The organism is Streptomyces nogalater (assembly GCF_039532885.1).
Lineage (GTDB): Bacteria > Actinomycetota > Actinomycetes > Streptomycetales > Streptomycetaceae > Streptomyces > Streptomyces nogalater.
The window spans coordinates 170,982-185,712 of record NZ_BAAASM010000031.1 but is presented as its reverse complement, the minus strand read 5'-3'; the positions used below and the strand labels follow the sequence as shown (position 1 = coordinate 185,712).

At 72.5% G+C, this 14,731-nt stretch carries 13 protein-coding genes; 4 read left to right on the top strand and 9 right to left on the bottom strand.

Annotated features, from left to right (window positions below):
* Positions 1-291 precede the first annotated feature (291 nt).
* Positions 292-1,299, bottom strand: a complete 1,008-nt coding sequence (locus ABD350_RS21425) for a stage II sporulation protein M (protein WP_344349853.1) — start codon at positions 1,297-1,299, stop codon at positions 292-294.
* A 143-nt stretch (positions 1,300-1,442) separates the two neighbouring features.
* Between ABD350_RS21425 and ABD350_RS21420 the strand changes: the two genes are divergently transcribed.
* Positions 1,443-2,459 (top strand): RDD family protein, encoded by a 1,017-nt coding sequence (locus tag ABD350_RS21420; protein WP_344349852.1) that lies wholly within the window; start codon positions 1,443-1,445, stop codon positions 2,457-2,459.
* Positions 2,460-2,485: 26 nt separating this feature from the next.
* On the opposite strand, the gene ABD350_RS21415 is transcribed toward ABD350_RS21420, so the two are convergent.
* Together ABD350_RS21415 and ahcY are read right to left on the bottom strand one after the other, a co-directional pair.
* Entirely contained in the window at positions 2,486-3,100 is a 615-nt protein-coding gene (locus tag ABD350_RS21415) for a hypothetical protein (protein ID WP_344349851.1), read from the bottom strand.
* Positions 3,101-3,271: 171 nt separating this feature from the next.
* Entirely contained in the window at positions 3,272-4,729 is a 1,458-nt protein-coding gene (ahcY, locus tag ABD350_RS21410; RefSeq protein WP_344349850.1) for an adenosylhomocysteinase, read from the bottom strand.
* A 465-nt stretch (positions 4,730-5,194) separates the two neighbouring features.
* On the opposite strand from ahcY, the gene ABD350_RS21405 reads away from it, so the two are divergent.
* Positions 5,195-7,243: a fructose-specific PTS transporter subunit EIIC gene (locus ABD350_RS21405; protein ID WP_344349849.1), complete on the top strand. Its 2,049-nt coding sequence runs from the start codon at positions 5,195-5,197 to the stop codon at positions 7,241-7,243.
* Positions 7,244-7,400: 157 nt separating this feature from the next.
* Positions 7,401-8,087, top strand: coding sequence for a signal peptidase I (lepB, locus tag ABD350_RS21400; RefSeq protein WP_344349848.1), 687 nt, complete (start codon positions 7,401-7,403; stop codon positions 8,085-8,087).
* A 24-nt stretch (positions 8,088-8,111) separates the two neighbouring features.
* On the opposite strand, the gene ABD350_RS21395 is transcribed toward lepB, so the two are convergent.
* The 6 genes from ABD350_RS21395 to ABD350_RS21370 all read right to left on the bottom strand — a co-directional run bounded on the left by ABD350_RS21395 (position 8,112) and on the right by ABD350_RS21370 (position 13,955).
* Positions 8,112-9,092: a cation diffusion facilitator family transporter gene (locus ABD350_RS21395; RefSeq protein ID WP_344349847.1), complete on the bottom strand. Its 981-nt coding sequence runs from the start codon at positions 9,090-9,092 to the stop codon at positions 8,112-8,114.
* Between the two features lie 168 nt (positions 9,093-9,260).
* Positions 9,261-10,412 (bottom strand): mannose-6-phosphate isomerase, class I, encoded by a 1,152-nt coding sequence (manA, locus tag ABD350_RS21390; RefSeq protein ID WP_344349846.1) that lies wholly within the window; start codon positions 10,410-10,412, stop codon positions 9,261-9,263.
* 157 nt (positions 10,413-10,569) lie between these two features.
* Entirely contained in the window at positions 10,570-11,697 is a 1,128-nt protein-coding gene (locus tag ABD350_RS21385; protein WP_344349844.1) for an SIS domain-containing protein, read from the bottom strand.
* Between the two features lie 118 nt (positions 11,698-11,815).
* Positions 11,816-11,986, bottom strand: coding sequence for a Trm112 family protein (locus ABD350_RS21380; RefSeq protein WP_181798431.1), 171 nt, complete (start codon positions 11,984-11,986; stop codon positions 11,816-11,818).
* Between the two features lie 74 nt (positions 11,987-12,060).
* On the bottom strand, positions 12,061-13,425 hold the full coding sequence (locus ABD350_RS21375; protein ID WP_344349843.1) for a phosphomannomutase/phosphoglucomutase: 1,365 nt from the start codon (positions 13,423-13,425) through the stop codon (positions 12,061-12,063).
* 104 nt (positions 13,426-13,529) lie between these two features.
* The gene (locus tag ABD350_RS21370; protein ID WP_344349842.1) at positions 13,530-13,955 is read right to left on the bottom strand and encodes a DUF3499 domain-containing protein; all 426 of its coding nucleotides are present in this window, start codon (positions 13,953-13,955) and stop codon (positions 13,530-13,532) included.
* 350 nt (positions 13,956-14,305) lie between these two features.
* On the opposite strand from ABD350_RS21370, the gene ABD350_RS21365 reads away from it, so the two are divergent.
* Complete coding sequence (locus ABD350_RS21365; RefSeq protein WP_344349841.1) at positions 14,306-14,692, top strand: metallopeptidase family protein; 387 nt, start codon at positions 14,306-14,308, stop codon at positions 14,690-14,692.
* The last annotated feature ends 39 nt before the right edge of the window (positions 14,693-14,731 follow it).

Below are 14,731 nucleotides of genomic sequence, written 5' to 3'. Positions count from 1 at the left end.
GTGCTTTCCAGGTTCCCGCTCTCGCGTTTCCCTTTCCGGCGGTTCCGACTTTATCAGAAGTTCTTGGCCGGTCTGACCGGCCGCTCATTTCTGAGTATTCGGAGGATGCTCTCTCCGGTGTCGTTACCGACTCCCCGAGAAGCAACAAGTAGATTCTAGCGACTGCCTGGCAGCATGTCCAGCTCCAGACAACTCATTGAATCTACCTCCCCACTCCCTCCGTGTCAACGGCTCTTGCGGGGCGAAGAGGAGACTAGCAGCTCAGAGGGGGTGAGTGCACATCCGGCGGAGTCAGGCGGCCGTGGGCACGGACGCACTGCGCTCCGGCGCCGCGAGATCGCCCGTCTCGCCGGCGCGTGTCGCACGGCCGCCGAGCACATAGACGTAGGTCAGGAAGGCCAGCTCGGCCACGACCCCGATCCCTATGCGGGCCCAGGTGGGCAGGCCGGAGGGGGTGACGAAGCCTTCGATGGCGCCGGAGACGAGCAGGATCAAGGCGAGGCCGATCGCCATGCCGATGGCCGCGCGTCCCTCCTCCGCGAGAGCGGCCCGCCGGGTGCGCGGGCCGGGGTCGATCAGTGTCCAGCCCAGACGCAGCCCCGTCCCCGCGGCGACGAAGACCGCGGTCAGTTCCAGCAGGCCGTGCGGAAGGACCAGACCGAGGAAGGTGTCGAGGCGTCCCGCCGAGGACATGAGGCCGAAGCCCACGCCGAGGTTCAGCATGTTCTGGAAGAGGATCCACAGGACGGGCAGGCCCAGGAAGACGCCCAGGACCAGGCACATCGCCGCCGCCTGAGCATTGTTCGTCCACACCTGGGCGGCGAACGCGGCCGCATGATGGCTGGAGTAGTAGGTCTCGTACTCGCCGCCCGGGCGGGTCAGCTCGCGCAGCTGGCTCGGCGCCGCGATGGACGACTGCACCTCGGGATGGGTGCCGATCCACCAGCCCAGCAGGATGGCGACCGCGGTGGACACGAGCGCCGTGGGCACCCACCAGTGACGCGCGCGGTAGACGGCGGCCGGGAAGCCCTGCCCCAGGAAGTGTGTGGCGTCCCGCCATGAGGCGCGGCGGGTGCCGGCGACGGCGTTACGCGCGCGTGCCACGAGTTGACTCAGCCGTCCGGTCAGGTGCGGGTCGGGCGCGGTGGACTGGATGAGGGAGAGGTGGGTGGCGGTGCGCTGGTAGAGGGCGACGAGTTCGTCTGCCTCTGCACCGGTGAGCCGGCGCCGGCGGCGGAGCAGTGCATCGAGCCGGTCCCATTCGGCTCGGTGTACGGAGACGAAGACGTCCAGGTCCATCGGGTCTGCCTGCTCCTCGGCTGGTCGTCCACGGCTCGTCGTGGATGCTCGTACTTGCTGTCAGCTTGTCGTACTGCGGCGCGATGCGCCCTCAGCTTGGCAGACTTGCGGTTCAGGGGGCAGACCAGGGAAGGACGGCGGGCGTGAGTGAGCTGGTGACCGGCGAGGCGGTGGCGCTCGAACTGCGGCCCGCGAAGCTGCCGAGCAGGGCGCTCGCGGTGTTGCTCGACCTGGTGGTGGCGATGGTCGCGTACCTCGTCGTGGTCATGGTGCTGGTGGCGTCGACGGCGTCGCTGGACGAGGCCGCGCAGGTGGCGGTGTCGATCGCGTCGTTTCTGCTGGTGCTGGTCGGCGGGCCGATAGCCGTGGAGACGCTCAGCCACGGGCGCTCGCTGGGGAAGCTGGCGTTCGGGCTGCGGGTGGTACGGGACGACGGTGGGCCGATCCGGTTCCGGCACGCTCTGGTGCGGGGTGCGATCGGGGTCGTCGAGATCCTGATGACGCTCGGGGTGGTGGCCTGTATCGCCTCGCTGGTCTCGGCGCGGGGGCGGCGGCTGGGCGATGTGTTCGCGGGCACTCTGGTGGTCCGGGAGCGGATACCCGCCGGTCGGGCGGGCTTCGCGCCGCCTCCGCCCCCGTGGCTCGTCGGGCGGTTCGCCGGGCTGGATCTGTCCGCGGTGCCGGACGGGCTGTGGCTTGCCGTACGGCAGTACCTGACCCGGATGCGGCAGCTCGATCCGCAGGTGTCGGCGGGCATGGCGCAGCGGCTGGCGGCCGACCTCGCGGGGCGGACCGGTGCTTCGGTGCCGCCGGATCTGCCTCCGGCCGCGTTCCTCGCGGCCGTGGTGCACGAGCGGCAGTCCCGGGAGGCCCGGCAGGCGTTCGGCGGCGGTCCGACCGCCGGTGACGGTGGTTTCGTGGCCGGCGGCTTCGCCCCGCCGGCCGGAGAGCCTGGCCCGCCGGCCTTCTACCGGCCTGAACGCTCGGGACGGGACCGGCTCTCGCGGTACGAGGATCCGCGTCGGGCCCAGGGCGCGGTCCGGCCCGACGACGCGTACCCGTCCGAGTTCTCCGCGCCCGCTCCGCCCACCCCTGGCGGGCCGCGGCGGGACGAGCCGTCGGCCGGCCGGCCGGCCACCGGGTTCGTGCCGCCGGCGTAGGTGTGCGTGGGACCCGGATGCCGGGGTCAGTCGAAGCGCGACGGGGGTGACTCCAGGTCCTCCAGCTCGATGCCCGGCGCGGCCAGGACGATGTCGCCGGCGATGTGGACGGCGTGCTGTTCGCCGGTGTCCAGGGCTGTGACCTGGTATTCGTCCACGGTCAGAGGGCCGTTGTCAGTGGCGTGTGCTTCGCTGTTCACCAGTGCCCAGGACTGGTCCACGGTGCGGGGGGCGAGGACCGGATCGGTGAAGGCCACGAGGCGGACGCGGGTCGCGGCGGACGAGGGGGTGAGACGCAGAAGCCGTGCGGTGGCGACGAGGAACGCGGGGGACGTGCCGGTGAAGGCGTGGGCGCGCACATTGCCTTCGGTGGCGTGGAGGCCGGTGGGGTCGGTGCGGACCCAGGTGACGCCGTCGAGGGCGGCGCCGCGCACCTGCCAGTCGCCCGCGTGCAGTTCGAGGCGGAGGGGGCGGCCGAGGTCGTCCAGGGCGAGGTCGACCGAGCCCCGGTGCTCGCCGGCGGGGCCGGTCAGCCGGGAGACGTAGCGCCAGCCGGACGGGCCGGGGGCGCACTGGAAGTGCTCTTCTGCGAGGGGGGTGTGATCGTGCGGATCGTGGAGCGAATAACGGCCGCGGGGCATGGGGGTCCTGGGTCTTGACGGGCTGGTCCGGCCGGAAGCCATGGGTCGGGGCCAAAGGGGCAGGCCCCCGGCACGGGGGTGCGGGGGCCTGCCTCGGAGAGCCTGCTGCCGGGAGGGGTGCGCCGGTGCGCCGGCGCACTCCCCCGGCGGTCGGGCTAGGGGTTCACCGGCTCAGTAGCGGTAGTGGTCCGGCTTGAACGGGCCGTCGACGTCCACACCGATGTACGCCGCCTGCTCCGGGCGCAGCTTGGTCAGCTTCACGCCCAGGGCGTCGAGGTGGAGGCGGGCGACCTTCTCGTCCAGGTGCTTGGGCAGCGTGTACACACCGGTCGGGTACGCGTCGGGCTTGGTGAACAGCTCGATCTGGGCCAGGGTCTGGTCCGCGAAGGAGTTGGACATCACGAACGACGGGTGACCGGTGGCGTTGCCCAGGTTGAGCAGGCGGCCCTCGGACAGCACGATGATCTTCTTGCCGTCGGGGAAGGTCCAGGTGTGGACCTGCGGCTTGACCTCGTCCTTGACGATGCCGGGCACCTTGGCCAGACCCGCCATGTCGATCTCGTTGTCGAAGTGGCCGATGTTCCCCACGATCGCCTGGTGCTTCATCCTGGCCATGTCCGAGGCCATGATGATGTCCTTGTTCCCGGTCGTGGTGATGAAGATGTCGGCCGTCTCCACGACCTCGTCCAGCGTGGTCACCTGGTAGCCGTCCATCGCCGCCTGCAGCGCGCAGATCGGGTCGATCTCCGTGACGATCACCCGGGCACCCTGGCCGCGCAGGGACTCCGCACAGCCCTTGCCCACATCGCCGTAACCGCACACCACCGCGGTCTTGCCGCCGATCAGCACGTCCGTGGCGCGGTTGATCCCGTCCACCAGCGAGTGCCGGCAGCCGTACTTGTTGTCGAACTTCGACTTGGTGACCGCGTCGTTGACGTTGATCGCCGGGAAGAGCAGGACGCCGTCGCGCTGCATCTCGTACAGGCGGTGGACACCCGTGGTGGTCTCCTCGGTGACACCGCGGATCTCCGAGGCCAGCTGCGTCCACTTCTGCGGGTTCTCCCCCAGCGTGCGGTGCAGCAGCTCAAGGATCACCCGGTGCTCGTCGGACTCGGCCGTCTCCACGGCCGGGACCTCACCGGCCTTTTCGTACTCCACGCCCTTGTGCACCAGCAGCGTGGCGTCGCCGCCGTCGTCCAGGATCATGTTGGGACCGCCCGTGGGGCTGTCCGGCCAGGTCAGCGCCTGCTCCGTGCACCACCAGTACTCGTCCAGCGTCTCGCCCTTCCAGGCGAACACCGGCACACCCCGCGGGTTGTCCGGGGTACCGTCCGGACCCACCGCGATCGCCGCGGCGGCGTGGTCCTGGGTGGAGAAGATGTTGCACGAGGCCCAGCGCACGCGGGCGCCCAGGGCGACCAGGGTCTCGATCAGCACGGCCGTCTGCACCGTCATGTGCAGCGAACCCGTGATCCGCGCGCCGGCCAGCGGCTGCGCCTCGGCGTACTCCTTGCGGATCGCCATCAGGCCGGGCATCTCATGCTCGGCGAGGGTGATCTCCTTACGGCCGAACTCGGCCAGCGAGAGATCGGCGACCTTGAAGTCCTGTCGGTTCTCGACAGTCGTCATTACGAGCTGCTCCTCGGGGTTGGGTCGAGGTGGGTACGGCTGGTCTGCGCGGCGGCGGACACAGGAGTGCCCGAGAAGAGGACACAGGCATGCCCACGTACGCGCAGCGCAGTCCGTCGGAGGCCCTCTCTCCCTCGGTCGGCCCGCGTGGGGCCGCCCGACCGCCATCAGCAGCGACGTCTGGCTCCGTCCCAAGCTACACCGGAGGGCGCGGTCGTCCCAGTCCGCCTTTGGAATCCTCGTGTCTTCCCCAGGTCGTCTCCCGTGGGTTCCGGGGGGCGGTGGGGGCGCCTGTGGTTGTGCGGAAAGCGTGGAGCCGGTGCGGGCATACCGGTGCGGACCGGGATTTACGCGCCACCTGGGCAGGGGTGGTGTGGTGCAGGATGCAGGGGGACCGGGACGTCCGGTTCCGCTCGCGGGGCGTCCGGGACGGCGTCGCGCGTGTCGAAGCGTGAGGAGATCAACGTGACCAGTCCGGCCGGGCCGCCCGCCCCGGGTGGCCGCGATGAGGAGGGGCGGCCGCTCAGGCTGCTGGCGGTGACCGCCTGTCCGACCGGTATCGCGCACACGTACATGGCGGCGGAGAAGCTCGCCCAGGCCGCCGCGAGCCTGGGCATCGAGATGAAGGTGGAGACGCAGGGGTCCATCGGGGCCGAGAACGTCCTGAATGACAACGATGTCAGACACGCGGAGGGTGTCATCGTCGCCGCCGACAAGGACGTGGACCTCAGCCGGTTCGCGGGCAAGCGGGTGCTGACGGTCGGGGTCGCGGAGGGCATCCACCATCCCGAGCGGCTGATCGAGCGGGTGCGGACGGCGCCCGTGCACGGGGCGGACGGCACCGGCCAGGGTCCGGCGGGGTCCGCGCCGGGCGGCGGCCGGGAGCGGAGCCTGGTGTACAAGGCGCTGATGAACGGCGTCTCGTACATGATCCCGTTCGTGGTCGTCGGCGGGCTGCTGATCGCGGTGTCGCTGGCGCTCGGCGGTCATGCCACGGCCAAGGGCTATGTGATCCCGGAGGGCACGTTCTGGGCGCACGTCAACGCGGTCGGCGGTATCGGCTTCCAGCTGATGATCCCGGTCCTGTCCGGCTATATCGCCTACGCCGTCGCCGACCGGCCCGCGCTGGTGCCGGGCATGATCGGCGGCTGGATAGCCAACACCGGGGCGCTGTACGACTCCGAGGCCGGCGCGGGGTTCATCGGGGCGATCGTGACCGGGTTCCTGGCCGGATATCTGGTGCTGGGGATCAAGCGGGTCCGGGTGCCGAAGTTCGTGCAGCCGATCATGCCGATCATCGTGATCCCGATCGTGGCGACCACGGCGCTCGGCCTGTTCTTCATCTATGTCATCGGCAAGCCGATCTCCTGGGTCTTCGAGCACCTGACGAGCCGGCTCGGCGGAATGACCGGCACCAGCGCGGTGCTGCTCGGCGCGATCCTGGGGCTGATGATCGCCTTCGACATGGGCGGGCCGGTGAACAAGACGGCGTTCCTGTTCGGCGCGGGGCTCATCGCGAGTGGCAACCAGACCGTGATGGGCATGTGCGCGGCGGCGATTCCGGTGATGCCGCTCGGGCAGGGCCTGGCGACGGTGATCCGCCGGCGGCTCTACACCGGGCAGGAGCGGGAGACCGGGCTCGCGGCCCTGTTCATGGGTTGTTTCGGCATTTCGGAGGGGGCGATCCCGTTCGCGGCGGCGCGTCCCGCGCAGGTCATCCCGGCGAACATGCTCGGCGGGGCGGTGGCCGGCGCGGTCGCGGGGCTGGCCGGGGTGAAGGACGCGGTGCCGCACGGCGGGCCGATCGTGGCGGTGCTGGGCGCGGTGAGCGGGGTCCCGATGTTCTTCGTGGCCGTGGCGATCGGCACGGTGGTGACGGCGCTGGCCACGGTGGCGCTGGTCGACGTGAGCGGACGCCGCGGGCGTACGCAGTCCGACGGGGCCGGTGGTTCGCCGGTGCGGGAGGGCACCGGGGTGCAGGAGGCGGGTGCACGGGACACCGACGCCCCGGACGAGGCCCCGCTGGAGGAGACGGCGGCGGGTGCGGGCGGCGGGACCGAGGTGTTGTCCGGGTATCTGACCGGGCGGACCGTGCGGGTGGCGCTCGGGGCGGCGGAGAAGGAGGCCGCGATCCGGGAGATGGCGGAGCTGCTGGCGCGCAGCGGGCGGGTGGCCGATGTGGCGGAGCTGGTGGCGACCGCGCTGCGCCGCGAGGAGCAGGGGACCACCGGGCTCGGCGAGGAGATCGCGATCCCGCACGCCAAGACGGACGCGGTGACGGCGCCGGTCGTGGGGTTCGCGCGGTCGGCGGAGGGGATCGAGTGGGGGTCGCTGGACGGTACGAAGGCCCGGCTGATCTTCATGATCGCCGTACCGGAGGCCGCCGCGGGCGACGAACATCTGCGGATCCTCGCGCTGCTGTCCCGCAGGCTGATGGACGGCGGCTTCCGGGAGCGGCTGCTCACGGCGCCGGACGGGGAGGCGGTGCTGGAGGTGCTGGCAGAGGTGGGCTGAGCCGGCGCCGCCGGGAGCGGCCGGCAGGCCCGGGCGAAGCCCTGGTCCGGCCGCTCCGCCCGCAGCGGTGCCGCCGCGCCCGGCCGTCGCGCGGGCCGTTCACGGACGGCCGCTATGCTCCGGGCGCCGCGGACGGGCCGCGCGGGGAGGTCGGGACATGGCGGGCAGAGGACGGGGACTGGGGCCGGGGGCGGCGGCGCTCGTGCTGGGGCTGCTGGGCGTGGTGCTGGCCGGTGGTGCCTGGCTGTACGGGCGCGGCGCGTACGGCTCGGGCACCCTCTCAAGTCCGAGCATGGAGCCGGCGTACCACCAGGGCGACCGGATCGTCTGGGAGCGCGTGGACGGCAGCGAGGTGCGGCGCGGTGACGTAGCGATGCTCTCGATGCCGGGGCGCTACGGGACCGGCGGCGTCGTCATGCAACGGGTGATCGGCGTGGGCGGCGACCGCGTGGCGTGCTGCACGGCCGTCGGCGCCGAGGCGCGGGTCACCGTGAACGGCGGGCCGGTCACGGAGCCCTACGTGCACCAGGGCGATGCCGATGGTGTGAACCGGTCGTACGACGTGAAGGTGCCCGAGGGCCGGCTCTTCCTGCTGGGCGACCGCCGGTCCGACGCACGGGACTCCCGTTTCTTCGCGTCGGACCACGGCGGGACCGTCCCGGTGGACACCGTGCGGGGGCGGGTGACGGACGGCCGTACGGGCCCGGCGCTGGTGGGTACCGCCCTGCTGGCCGGCGGGGCGCTGGTGCTCGTCGGCGGCGGGCTGGGGATCGGCTTTCGGGTGGTACGGCGGCGGAGGGCGCCGGTGGTGCCGCCGGCGCCCTGGCCGGTGCGGTCCCGCTGAGGCCGGCCGCCGCCGTACCGGGTGTCAGTGGCCGGCGGCGTGCGGGGTCGGGCCGCCCGGGGTGGCGTCCGGGTCCGGTCCCTTGGCGGCCTCGGTCTCGCTGTAGATGTCCGGTTCGAGGTAGATGACGCGGGCGATCGGGACGGCGGCGCGGATACGGGCCTCGGCGGCGTCGATGGCGGTCGCGATCTCGGCGGCCGTGTCGTCGTGCCGGACGGCGATCTTCGCGGCGACCAGCAGTTCCTCGGGGCCGAGGTGCAGCGTGCGCATGTGGATGATGCGGGTGACCGTGTCGCCGTCGACGATCGCGGCCTCGATCTTCTTGACCTCCTCGATGCCTGCGGCCTCACCGAGCAGCAGCGACTTGGTCTCGACGGCCAGGACCAGGGCGATCAGGACGAGCAGGACGCCGATGCAGAGGGTGCCGATGCCGTCCCAGACGCCGTCGCCGGTGATCAGGGAGAGGCCGACGCCGCCGAGGGCGAGGATCAGACCGATGAGCGCGCCGAAGTCCTCCAGCAGGACGACGGGCAGCTCGGGGGCCTTGGCGCGGCGGATGAACTCCTTCCAGGAGAGCTTGCCGCGCAGTTGGTTGGACTCCTTGATGGCCGTGCGGAAGGAGAAGCCCTCGGCGATGATCGCGAAGACGAGGACGCCGACCGGCCAGTACCAGTGCTCCAGTTCGTGCGGGTGGCGGATCTTCTCGAAGCCCTCGTAGATGGCGAACATGCCACCGATGGAGAACAGCACGATGGAGACCAGGAAGGCGTAGATGTACCGCTCGCGGCCGTAGCCGAACGGGTGCTGGGGGGTGGCCTCGCGCTGTGCCTTCTTGCCGCCGAGGAGCAGCAGGAACTGGTTACCGGAGTCGGCGAGCGAGTGCACGCCCTCGGCGAGCATCGAGGAGGAGCCGCTGAACGCGAACGCCACGAACTTCGCTGCCGCGATCGCGAGATTGGCGCCGAGTGCCGCCACGATCGCCTTCGTACCGCCTGACGCGCTCATGTGTTCGCGTTGTCCCTTCGCCTGTGTCGGCCTCGTACGTCCGTCCGGACGGGTGCCCGGTTTTGCCCGGCCTTTGCCGGTGGGTCATTCTTACAGCCCGGCCGGGCACCGGCGCGTCAGGTATCCACAGCCCCGGTCATATGATCGACCGCTTGTCCACAGCCCTGGTCACACAACCACGGTGGCGCGGAAGATGATGCCCGCGCCGGAGATCACCGCCTGCTCGCCGGCCGGGACGAAGACCGACTGGCCGGGGCCCAGTTCGTGCTCGCCCGTCCGGACGGTGCCGGCCGTGCAGAGCAGGATCTGCGGGGTGTCGCGGGTGAGGTCGCGGGCGGTGCCGCCCTCGGGCAGGACGTAGCGGGAGAGCCGGAACTCGTCGGTCGGCGTCTCGTAGACCTCTTCGCCCTCCGGGGAGGCCTCCGGGCGCAGCACGCCCGGGTCGCTCGGTTCGAAGCGGACGATCCGCAGCAGTTCGGGGACGTCGATGTGTTTGGGGGTGAGGCCGCAGCGCAGGACGTTGTCGGAGTTGGCCATGATCTCCACGCCGAGGCCGTCGAGGTAGGCGTGCGGGATGCCGGCGCCGAGGTACAGGGCCTCGCCCGGCTGCAGCCGGACGTGGTTGAGGAGCATGGCCGCGATCACGCCGGGGTCGCCGGGGTAGTGGTGGGCGATGCCGGCGTAGGGGGCGTAGGCGCCGCCGAGGCGGGAGCAGGCGGCGGTGGCCTCGGCGACCGTGTGGGCCATCTCCTCCGGGTCGGCGGTGAGGACGGCGGTGAGGACCTCGCGCAGGGCCGCGTCCTCGGGGTGGGCGTGCAGCAGGTCGACGTACGGCTTGAGGGAGTCGACGCCGAGCCCGTCGAGCAGACCGGCGGCCTGGACGGGGTCGCGGAAGCCGCACAGGCCGTCGAACTCGGTGAGCGCGCAGATCAGTTCGGGCTTGTGGTTGGCGTCCTTGTAGTTGCGGTGCGGGGCGTCGGCCGGGACGCCGCGCCGCTCCTCGTCGGCGTACCCCGCCCTGGCCTGCTCCAGGTCCGGGTGCACCTGGAGGGACAGGGGCGCGCCGGCCGCGAGGATCTTGAGCAGGAACGGCAGCCGGGGGCCGAACCTGGCGACCGCGCGGGCGCCCAGTTCCCGCTCCGGGTCGGCCTCGATGACCTCGACGAGGGTGCCGCGGGGAGTGCGCGACGGGGCTCCCGGGTGCGCGCCCATCCACATCTCCGCCTGCGGCTCACCGGTCGGCTCGGCCCCCAGCAGCTGCGGGATGGCGGTGGGGGAACCCCAGGCGTAGGGGCGGATGGTGTTGTCGAGGCGGTCCATGTGTCTTCTCTGTCTCCGTACGTGCGCTGCTCGGTCGGCGCCGTCGCTTCCGTTCCCGGCGCCGACGGGTCTGCCCGTGCCGCCGACGGAATCGGCCGTGCCGTCGGCGGGACTGCCGGGGCCGGCGGCGCGCGTGGGCGGTGGGCCAGGGGTCAGATCAGGCTCCCGAAGCGAGCGCCAGGTAAACGGCGGCGAAATCCGTGACGGCGATCAGTTCCGCGAGGGTCTCCAGTTCGCCGCCCTCCTCCGGTTCGAGTTCGCTGATCGGCGTGTCGTGGCTGAGGGCCACGTCACGGGCGGCCGGGGCGGCGGTGAGGCCGCCGATCGGGCGGTCGCGCAGCAGCACCACGCGCGCGCGCAGCGCGGGCGGCTCCTCGACGCGATCCCGGAAGAAGTCGTCCGGGTCGGCGCTGGCGGCGAGCGGCCCGGCCAGCAGGGCGCTGTGCGCGGCGAGCGCCTCGGGCAGTTCGGCGACCAGGGCGGGGCGGCCGGCGAGTTCGGCGAGGGCGGCGGCGAACCGGCGGCCCGCCGGCCCGGCCGAGGTGCCCTCCGTCCACACCACGGGCAGCGCGTCGGCCAGCTCGGCGGCGAGGGTCTTGGCCGGGTTGCTGTAGGTCGCGATGGCGGGCCCGCAGCGCTCCGCGATGTGGTCGAGCCGGTCGGCGACCTTCTCCAGGGCCTCCGGCGGGGCGTCGAGCAGGCCGACCCGGTCCAGGAGCGCCAGCAGGGGGGTCAGCAGCGCCCACAGCACCCCGGGAGAGGAGGCGGCGAGCGGTTCCTCCTGGTCGTACGGTGCCGTCGCCATCGGCAGGAACAGGCCGTGCGCCCCGGCGACCGCATCGGCGAGCGGAGTGCCGGGCGGGGCCACGCCGACGACGGAGCAGCCGCGGCGGTAGGCCTGCTCGGCGAGGAGGGACAGGCTCGGTTCGGTGCCGTCCGGGGTGGCGATCAGCAGCAAATCCACGGAACCGGCCCAGCCCGGCAGTTCCCAGCGCAGGGCGCCCGCGGCCGGGGCGACACCGGCGGGGGCGAGCCGGACGACGGGGCTGCCCGGGCCGGCCAGCGTGCCGAGGAGGTCGGCGGTGTGGGTGGCGGCGGCACCGGGGCCGGCGATGAGGACCGCGCGGGGGCGGCCGTCGGGCTTGAGGCCCCCGATGCCGGCCTCGGCGGCGTTCCGGGCGGCGGCGCGGACGCGGGCGCCGGCCTCCGCCGCCCCGCGCAGCAGACCTCGGTGGTCGGCCTCGGCGAGGCCCTCCGGGGTGTCGAGCAGCGTTTCGTCCAGCATGGGCGGCAGCCTCCGGTCGCCGGGGATCCTGGGGTGCTACGAGGTGACGGGCCCCGTCACGCGGGGCGGCGGCCGGACCGGGTGGCGCCGGCCCGCCCGCCCGCGGTGACGGGCCTGCTCACGCGGGGCGGCGGGCCTCGTCGACCAGCAGCACCGGGATGCCGTCGCGGACCGGGTAGGCGAGGCCGCAGTCCGGTCCGGTGCAGATCAGCTCGGTGTCCTGCTCCTTCAGGGGGGCGTGGCAGGCCGGGCAGGCGAGGATCTCCAGGAGGCCGGCTTCGAGCGCCATGGGGTGTCCCTTCGGGGGGCGGATGTGTGTCTGTGGATATGCCCGGTCAGCGTACCGCCGATGGGGCGGACCGCTCAGCCCCTGATGATCGCCAGGGCCTCGTCGCGGATCTTGGCCATCGTCGCCTCGTCCTTCGCCTCGGCGTTCAGCCGGAGCAGCGGTTCGGTGTTGGACGGGCGGACGTTGAACCACCAGTCGGCGGCGGCGACCGTGAGGCCGTCGAGGTCGTCGAGGGTGACGTCGGCGCGGTCCTGGTACGCGGCGCGGACCGCGGCGAGGCGGGCGGCCTGGTCGTCGACCGTGGAGTTGATCTCGCCGGAACCCTGGTAGCGGTCGTACTGCGCGACCAGGGCGGACAGCGGGCCGTCCTGGCCGCCGAGCGCCGCGAGGACGTGCAGGGCGGCCAGCATGCCCGTGTCGGCGTTCCAGAAGTCCTTGAAGTAGTAGTGCGCCGAGTGCTCGCCGCCGAAGATGGCGCCGGTGCGGGCCATCTCGGCCTTGATGAAGGAGTGGCCGACCCGGGTGCGGACGGGGGTGCCGCCGTGCTGCCGGACGACCTCGGGGACCGCGCGGGACGTGATCAGGTTGTGGATGACGGTGCCCTTGCCGCCGTTGCGGGCCAGCTCGCGGGCGGCGACCAGCGCGGTGATCGCGGACGGGGAGACGGGGTCGCCGTTCTCGTCCACGACGAAGCAGCGGTCGGCGTCGCCGTCGAAGGCGAGGCCGAGGTCGGCGCCCTCCGCCGGGACCCGCTTGCGCAGGTCGACGAGGTTGGCCGGGTCGAGCGGGTTGGCCTCGTGGTTCGGGAAGGTGCCGTCCAGCTCGAAGTACATCGGGACGAGGGTCAGGGGCAGACCGGCGAAGACCGAGGGGACCGTGTGGCCGCCCATGCCGTTGCCGGCGTCCACCACGACCTTCAGGGGGCGGATGGCGGAGAGGTCGACCAGCGAGCGCAGGTACGCCCCGTAATCCTCCAGCGTCTCGCCGGCGGAGAGGGTTCCCGGCCTTGCCGCGGGTTCCGGGGCGCCCTCGGCGAGCCAGTGCTCGACCAGCTCCCGGATCCGGGTGAGGCCGGTGTCCTGGCCGACGGGGGCGGCGCCCGCGCGGCACATCTTGATGCCGTTGTACCGGGCCGGGTTGTGGGAGGCCGTGAACATCGCGCCCGGCAGGTTCAGCGCGCCCGAGGCGTAGTACAGCTGGTCGGTGGAGCACAGGCCGATCTCCACGACGTCCACGCCGCGGTCCGCCGCGCCGTGCGCGAAGGCGCGGGAGAGGCCGGGGGACGAGGGGCGCATGTCGTGGCCGACGACGATGGCGGCCGCCGCCGTCACGTCCGCGAAGGCAGCGCCGAAGAGCCTGGCCAGTGCCTCGTCCCACTGGTCCGGGACCACTCCGCGCACGTCGTACGCCTTCACGATCTGTGACAGATCAGCAGTCACGGCCATCCTCCTGAAAGTGCTGTGGGTGCCCAAAACTACCCGTCGGGCGGCGGGGAGAGCTGTGCGGACACCGGGCGGAGGTCCGGGAACGTCACCCGGCGTGGTCAGTTGTCCGGGGAGCGCAGGACCCTCAGGTGGCCGCGGCGGGCGACCTCCATGGGGTCCGCGGCGCGGGATCCGCCGCCGCCCGCCTCGGCCACGCGCTCCTGGGGGCGGGCCGCCTCGCGTACGGCGTTGGCCAGCGCTTCGAGGTCGTCTCCGCTGGGCCGCGGGGGTGCGGAGCCGTCGAGGAGCCGTACGACCTCCCAGCCGCGCGGGGCGGTGAGGCGCTCGGAGTGCTCGGCGCACAGGTCGTAGCAGTGGGGTTCGGCGTAGGTGGCGAGGGGGCCGAGGACCGCGGTCGAGTCGGCGTAGACGTACGTCAGCGTCGCGACGGCGGGTCGGCCGCAGGCGGTGCGCGAACAGCGACGTACAGGGCTCACGATGTTGGACGGTACCGCACTCTTGAGCGGGCCGCGACGACTCTCCATCAGGTCACTCCACCGTGTCGGGCTGTGAAACGCCCCACACACCCTTTCGGGGGGACCCCGCTGACCTGCGTGGACGGGCCGGCGGCGAGGGCGGGGAGGGGGCGCGTCCGGTCAGGAGTCGATACAAACACCGCCAATTGCCTTGAGTTCGGTGGTCTCGGAAAGTTACGGAAACGAGCCAGACGTTGGCCGGAATGGTCATCCTGTGACAGGGGAAGCGGGGGCCGGTTGCCGTGTGGAGCCGGACGGGCGGAGGACGCGGGGACTACGCTTCACCGGTGATGGACAACCGTGTACCGCCCCGTGCCAGCGGCCCCGGGCCCCGTCGCCGTGATCGTCACGGGCGGGGCATGCGGGGGCCGATCGCGCCGCCGCAGGTGCCGTTGGCCGCCAGCCGTGCCGAGGTGTTCGCGGATCTGGTGCAGGACTCCGTGGACCGTCTTGAGCGGCGGTGGCCGCAGCTGGCCGACATCGATTTCCTGGTACTGGAGGTCCCCCGGCTGGACGGCCGGGGGGACGGACCGGTGTGGGAGGACGAGGCCGTGCCGCTCGGCGGGGTCGTGCCCGCGCGGGACGGGCGGCGGGCGCGGGTGGTCGTGTACCGGCGGCCGGTGGAGATCCGGACCAAGGGGCGGGACGAGCGGGCCGCGCTGGTGCACGAGGTGGTCGTGGAGCAGGTCGCGGAGTTGCTGGGGCTGACGCCGGAGACGGTGGATCCCCGGTACGGGGAGGACTAGGCGGCGCGGACGCCCCCGGCGCCCGCGCGTCCCTTCCCG

Excerpts from the sequence above, each read along its gene's own strand:
- ABD350_RS21385 (WP_344349844.1), bottom strand. The coding sequence starts at position 11,697 with ATGCTGGACGAAACGCTGCTCGACACCCCGGAGGGCCTCGCCGAGGCC.
- ABD350_RS21425 (WP_344349853.1), bottom strand. The coding sequence starts at position 1,299 with ATGGACCTGGACGTCTTCGTCTCCGTACACCGAGCCGAATGGGACCGG.
- ABD350_RS21380 (WP_181798431.1), bottom strand. The coding sequence starts at position 11,986 with ATGGCGCTCGAAGCCGGCCTCCTGGAGATCCTCGCCTGCCCGGCCTGC.
- ABD350_RS21415 (WP_344349851.1), bottom strand. The coding sequence starts at position 3,100 with ATGCCCCGCGGCCGTTATTCGCTCCACGATCCGCACGATCACACCCCC.
- manA (WP_344349846.1), bottom strand. The coding sequence starts at position 10,412 with ATGGACCGCCTCGACAACACCATCCGCCCCTACGCCTGGGGTTCCCCC.
- ahcY (WP_344349850.1), bottom strand. The coding sequence starts at position 4,729 with ATGACGACTGTCGAGAACCGACAGGACTTCAAGGTCGCCGATCTCTCG.
- lepB (WP_344349848.1), top strand. The coding sequence starts at position 7,401 with ATGGCGGGCAGAGGACGGGGACTGGGGCCGGGGGCGGCGGCGCTCGTG.
- ABD350_RS21395 (WP_344349847.1), bottom strand. The coding sequence starts at position 9,092 with ATGAGCGCGTCAGGCGGTACGAAGGCGATCGTGGCGGCACTCGGCGCC.
- ABD350_RS21365 (WP_344349841.1), top strand. The coding sequence starts at position 14,306 with ATGCGGGGGCCGATCGCGCCGCCGCAGGTGCCGTTGGCCGCCAGCCGT.
- ABD350_RS21370 (WP_344349842.1), bottom strand. The coding sequence starts at position 13,955 with ATGGAGAGTCGTCGCGGCCCGCTCAAGAGTGCGGTACCGTCCAACATC.